Origin of the sequence: Paracidovorax sp. MALMAid1276, assembly GCF_049198005.1 — a bacterium.
GTDB lineage: Bacteria > Pseudomonadota > Gammaproteobacteria > Burkholderiales > Burkholderiaceae_C > Acidovorax.
The window spans coordinates 1-4797 of record NZ_JBMIRS010000076.1 but is presented as its reverse complement, the minus strand read 5'-3'; the positions used below and the strand labels follow the sequence as shown (position 1 = coordinate 4797).

The window sequence follows — 4797 nt, the reverse complement described above, 5'->3', positions numbered from 1 at the left end:
GCATCCCATCCCGGCAAGGACCTTGTGCGACTCCAAAAAGACATTGAACAGGCTCTCAGCGCGGTTGGCTGTGGCGAGGGCACGCGCGACCATCTTCATCTTCATCGTCAGGGACACAGGCTCCTTGCGCGATGGTGGGTGGCTGGATCGCCCGCATTCTGGCATGGCGCACTCGCCCCCCTTCACCCTGCAGGTGCCTCAGCGCCCACGGCATCCATGGCCCGCGCATGCTCGGCGGCGGTCAGTACCTGCACGGGCGCCACCGGCACGCCCGCGCCATCAAAGAACGGCGTGCGCCGGTAGCTGCCGGTCAGGCGCGCGGCCGCGATGCGCGGCATGAAGCCCAGCAGCGCCCTGGCCTGCTTCCACGCACCCAGCTTCGGCGGTGTGCCGCCCTTGGCACCGGACGTCTCATGGTGCATCTGCACCGGCCTGAAAACCGGCGGCCCCAGCGTTTCGCTGTCCGTCCCGCGTGGCGCGGACCGCAGACTGCTGTGCACCAGGCCCACATAGGGCATGCGCCAGTCGCGCCCGGTGTTGGCCAGCGGCGTGTGGCAGCAGCGCGCGTACCAGCGCAGCATGCCCTTGTCGGTCAGCGACACACAGGCAATGTGCTCCGCGCCCTGGGTGAACGAGACATTGCGCGCATGCGTGGCGACCACCTCGGTGCCTGCCAGCGCGTCCAGCACCGTGTCGGCCTGGCCCAGGTGGTGGGCATAGGCCTGGCAGTCGCGGCAGTAGCAGACGATATGCAGGGCCGATGGCGTGTCGGCCAACTCCCCGGCGACCTGGCCGCACCGGCATTGCAGGCGGTGGGTGTGTGAACCGCGGTTGTGGCCGCGGCTGTCGTTGTCGTTGTCTTTGTCGTGCATGGATTGCGCTCTCCCGTGTTCCCGTTTTTTCCTTAGAGCACAAGCTTAGCGCCCCTGCTGCCAGAATCTGTCAGTTGCCTGCGCCTTGCTCTCATTCCTTGCCAATGCCACTCCACCCCATGCCTCCCCTGCACATCCTCTGGCGCGACGAGCACCTGGTGGCCGTGTACAAGCCTGCGGGCTGGCTGGTGCACCGCACGGGGCTGGACGCAGGCGAGACGCGCTTTGTGATGCAGGCGCTGCGCGACCAGCTGGGGCAGCATGTGTACCCCGTGCACCGGCTCGACAAGGGCACCTGCGGGGTGCTGGTGATGGCGCTGCACAGCGATGCCGCACGCGCGCTGTCGCAGGCCTTTGAGCGTGGCGCCACGCACAAGCGCTATCTGGCCCTGGTGCGCGGCTTTGCGCCGCTGGCCGCCGAGGTGGACCACGCCCTGAAGCCCGACGACGCCCCGGCCGACGCGGCCGTGCAGGCGGCCCACACCCGCTTTGCGCGGCGGGCGCAGCTGACGCTGCCCGAGGCCAGCGATGCCCGCTTTGCTACCACCCGCGCGTCGCTGGTGGAAGCCATTCCGACCACGGGGCGGCGCCACCAGATCCGCCGCCACCTCAAGCACCTGGCCCACCCCATCATCGGCGACGCCACCCATGGCAAGGGCCCCCTCAACCGCTGGTGGGCCGAGCGCCTGGGCCAGCAGCGGCTGTGGCTGCACGCCTGGCAGCTGACGGTGCCGCACCCGGTGACGGGCGCTGCGATGGTGTTTGACAGCGGGCTGGCCTGGCACGGCACGGGCACCACGGCCGGCGAATCATCACCTGCCCCCGACGCGCCCACGGCAGACTGGCAGCGGCTGCTCACGCAGTGGCCCTGGGAAGCTGCGGCCTAGAAGTGCAAGCATGAGGCCGCCGTAACGGTGGCGACACGCCGCGCGAGCGCGCGTCGAAATAATCGGTCTTGGCCCCCCACAGAACAATGCCAGGAGACCGCATGACCGCCCCCACATCCTCCAACCGCGTGCTCGCCCACACCGGCGCGCGCTACCCCATCCTCCAGGCGCCCATGGGCTGGATCGCGCGCACGCCGCTGGCCTCGGCCGTCTCGCGCGCCGGAGGCCTGGGCATCATCGAGACATCGTCGGGCGAAACCGCCAACTGCCAGGCCGAGATCACCCGCATGAGCGCGCTGGGCCTGCCCTTTGGCGTGAACCTGCCCATCCGCTTCCTGAAGGACGACGCCATGCTGCGCTTTGTCTGCGCGTCGGGCGTGAAGTTCGTGACCACCTCGGCGGGCAGCCCGGCCAAGTTCATCGCGCCGCTCAAGGATGCGGGCATCACCGTCTACCACGCCGTGCCCACGGTGGACGCGGCGCTGAAATGCGTGGACGCAGGCATCGACGGCCTGGTGGTGGAAGGCGGCGAAGGCGGCGGCTTCAAGAACCCGGAGGAGGTGTCCACCCTGGTGCTGCTGCAGGCCATTCGGGCACAGGTGGATGTGCCGCTCATCGCCGCAGGCGGCATCTGCGACGGGCGCGGCATGGCTGCGGCGTTTGCCCTGGGCGCCGAAGCGGTGCAGATGGGCACACGCTTTGTGAGCTGCGCCGAAAGCCCCGTGCATGCCAACTACAAGAACGCCATCGTCCAGGCCGGTGTCACGGGCACGTGGATGCTCAACACCAAGGCCAGCCCCTGCATCCGCGCGCTGAAGTCGCAGCGCACCGAGGCCATTCACGAGGCGGGGCTGATGCCGGCCGACAGCTTTGCGGGCATACAGCGCGTGTACTTTGATGGCGACATGGAGGCCGCACCGGCGCTGGCGGGCCAGACGGTCGGCCTGATCGACACCATCAAGACCGCACAGCAGATCATCGACGACACGGTGGCCGAGTTCTTTGCCATCACCCAGCGCATGGGCGCGCTGGCGGCGGCGCGCAGCTTTGGCTGAAGGCGCCAAAAAAAGAATCGCGTGATGCGCGGCCTGCTCAGCCAGCCTTGGCGCCCAGGGCGTGCATGCGGCGCTTCCACCGGGCCACGCCGTCGTCGCCCAGCTCGTCCACGCTGCCCACCAGCGTTTCGTGAATGGGCGCGATGCCCGCAAACCCCAGGATGTTGCGCTCCAGCGACTTGACGCTGTGCGCGCGAAAGTACCAGCGGTACACCAGTGCGGGCATGCCCAGCGTGACCACCACGCGCGCGCTGCGCCCCGCCAGATTCTTGCGGCCGAAGGGGTTGCTGCCCTCCGCCGTGAACGCAAAGCCGGGGCGCGCCACCTGCTCCAGAAAGCCCTTGAGCAGCGCCGGCATGTCGCCCAGCCACAGCGGAAAGAACAGCACGATGTGCTGCGCCCAGCCGATGTCGGCCTGCGCAGGCTTGAGCGCCGTGGGCAGCACGCCCAGCTCCCATTCGTGCTGGCTGCGCAGCCACGGAAAGTCGATGGTGGCGATGTCGATCACCCGCACCGCATGCCCTGCCGCCGTGGCGCCGGCGGCGTAGGCCTGCGCCAGCGCATGGCACAGATGCGGCGCGGTGGCGTCGGGGTGCCCCTGGATGATCACGATGCGGTGCGGGTCGTCCATTTCCATCTCCTTCGGGGCCATTCCACCTGGGTCACCCCAACTGCAGCCCACTGCGCCACCCAGGGTGGCTTGCATGGCCCGCTTGCATCGAAGGTGTCGAAGGTGTGGCGCGCCAGGGCGCTGTGCACGACAAACTCTACGCCGCGCAGCCCCGTCCGGCCAGCCCGGATACCCTGTATTCAGCGGCACGAGGGGCCGCAGCCCACGGCATGCGGTGTCACCCGGCCGCGCCCGTGCGATCCCGACGAGAAGTATCAATTTGATAGCTTCCAGCCCTTTACCAGCAAGCGGTAAAGGCATATTTGAACCGCAATTTTCCGTATCCACCCGAAACAGCGGTGCGCATCTGCGTCGGCCCCGTCCTACCCGCACCCGCGCGCACCGCCGCTTCAGCGGGGTGGCGCACGCGCGCACATTGGGCCCCCAGGCCCCGCGACGCCTGCGAGACCTGCCACCCGCCCATCTCCGTGCCGCACTCCCCATACCCATACCCGTACCCCATGCCCCGCCTCGCCCACCCTTCTGACAGCCCCGTCCACAGAGCGGGGGTTGCACCATGACCGCGTGGTGGCATCAGATCGCCAGCACCGTGGCGGCGGAGTTTTCAGACGTGCCCGACGCCGCGCAGGCCACCCGCATCGTGGTGCGCCTGGGCATGGCGGCCCTGCTGGGCGGTGTGCTGGGCTGGGAGCGCGAACATGCCGGCAAGGCCGCCGGGGTGCGCACCCACATGCTGGTGGCCATGGGTGCAGCCCTGTTCGTGCTGGTGGCGCAGCAGGCCGGCATCTCCCCCGCAGACAACAGCCGCGTGCTGCAGGGCGTGATCGCCGGTGTGGGCTTTCTGGGCGCGGGCACCATCCTCAAGGGCGATGCGGAAAGCCAGGTCAAGGGCCTGACCACGGCCGCCGGCATCTGGCTCACCGCCGCCATCGGCGTGGCCGCCGGGCTGGGGCAGGAGGCCACGGCGGTGCTCAGCACGCTGCTCGCGCTGTTCGTGCTGTGGTTGATTCCGCTGGCGCAGGAAGCGGTCGACAAGCAGCGTCCCGGCACGTCCGATGCCGCCCAGGGTGAGGAGCCCCGGTAGCACCCCGGGGCAGTCCGACAAAGCACGCAGCAACAGGCTCGTAAACCACACCAGGCGTGGACCGCACGCACAGCGCGCGGCCCTGCACGGGCCCGCTGGCTCGCCTACACTTCCGAGCCCGTCCGCCGCCACCTGCCCTTGCGCGGCCTGCCTGACGTCCCAGTCCACTGACACCGAGAAATCGGCTGTGCGTGAGGGTCTGGCAGGGCCGCAATCTAGGCGTCGGGCGCAGCCGGGTTGAACACCCGGCGAGCACGGCAACGACGAG

The 4797-nt window shown here is 69.2% G+C and carries 5 protein-coding genes; 3 read left to right on the top strand and 2 right to left on the bottom strand.

What is annotated here, in order from left to right; genetic code table 11:
- Nucleotides 1-182 precede the first annotated feature (182 nt).
- Nucleotides 183-872, bottom strand: coding sequence for a DUF6151 family protein (locus ACOQFS_RS04800; RefSeq protein ID WP_421561773.1), 690 nt, complete (start codon nucleotides 870-872; stop codon nucleotides 183-185).
- Nucleotides 873-991: 119 nt separating this feature from the next.
- Between ACOQFS_RS04800 and ACOQFS_RS04795 the strand changes: the two genes are divergently transcribed.
- Together ACOQFS_RS04795 and ACOQFS_RS04790 are read left to right on the top strand one after the other, a co-directional pair.
- Nucleotides 992-1759 carry a pseudouridine synthase gene (locus ACOQFS_RS04795; protein ID WP_421561772.1) on the top strand — a complete coding sequence of 256 codons (768 nt, stop codon included), beginning with the start codon at nucleotides 992-994 and terminating at the stop codon, nucleotides 1757-1759.
- A 101-nt stretch (nucleotides 1760-1860) separates the two neighbouring features.
- Nucleotides 1861-2814 carry an NAD(P)H-dependent flavin oxidoreductase gene (locus tag ACOQFS_RS04790; protein WP_421561771.1) on the top strand — a complete coding sequence of 318 codons (954 nt, stop codon included), beginning with the start codon at nucleotides 1861-1863 and terminating at the stop codon, nucleotides 2812-2814.
- Nucleotides 2815-2851: 37 nt separating this feature from the next.
- Here the strand turns inward: ACOQFS_RS04790 and ACOQFS_RS04785 are convergent, their stop codons facing one another.
- Nucleotides 2852-3445, bottom strand: coding sequence for an NAD(P)H-dependent oxidoreductase (locus tag ACOQFS_RS04785; protein ID WP_421561770.1), 594 nt, complete (start codon nucleotides 3443-3445; stop codon nucleotides 2852-2854).
- A gap of 556 nt (nucleotides 3446-4001) precedes the next feature.
- Between ACOQFS_RS04785 and ACOQFS_RS04780 the strand changes: the two genes are divergently transcribed.
- Nucleotides 4002-4529 (top strand): MgtC/SapB family protein, encoded by a 528-nt coding sequence (locus tag ACOQFS_RS04780; RefSeq protein ID WP_421561769.1) that lies wholly within the window; start codon nucleotides 4002-4004, stop codon nucleotides 4527-4529.
- Nucleotides 4530-4797 lie beyond the last annotated feature (268 nt).

Coding starts and splice junctions, on each gene's coding strand:
- ACOQFS_RS04790 (WP_421561771.1), top strand. CDS start 1,861: ATGACCGCCCCCACATCCTCCAACCGCGTGCTCGCCCACACCGGCGCG.
- ACOQFS_RS04785 (WP_421561770.1), bottom strand. CDS start 3,445: ATGGACGACCCGCACCGCATCGTGATCATCCAGGGGCACCCCGACGCC.
- ACOQFS_RS04800 (WP_421561773.1), bottom strand. CDS start 872: ATGCACGACAAAGACAACGACAACGACAGCCGCGGCCACAACCGCGGT.
- ACOQFS_RS04780 (WP_421561769.1), top strand. CDS start 4,002: ATGACCGCGTGGTGGCATCAGATCGCCAGCACCGTGGCGGCGGAGTTT.
- ACOQFS_RS04795 (WP_421561772.1), top strand. CDS start 992: ATGCCTCCCCTGCACATCCTCTGGCGCGACGAGCACCTGGTGGCCGTG.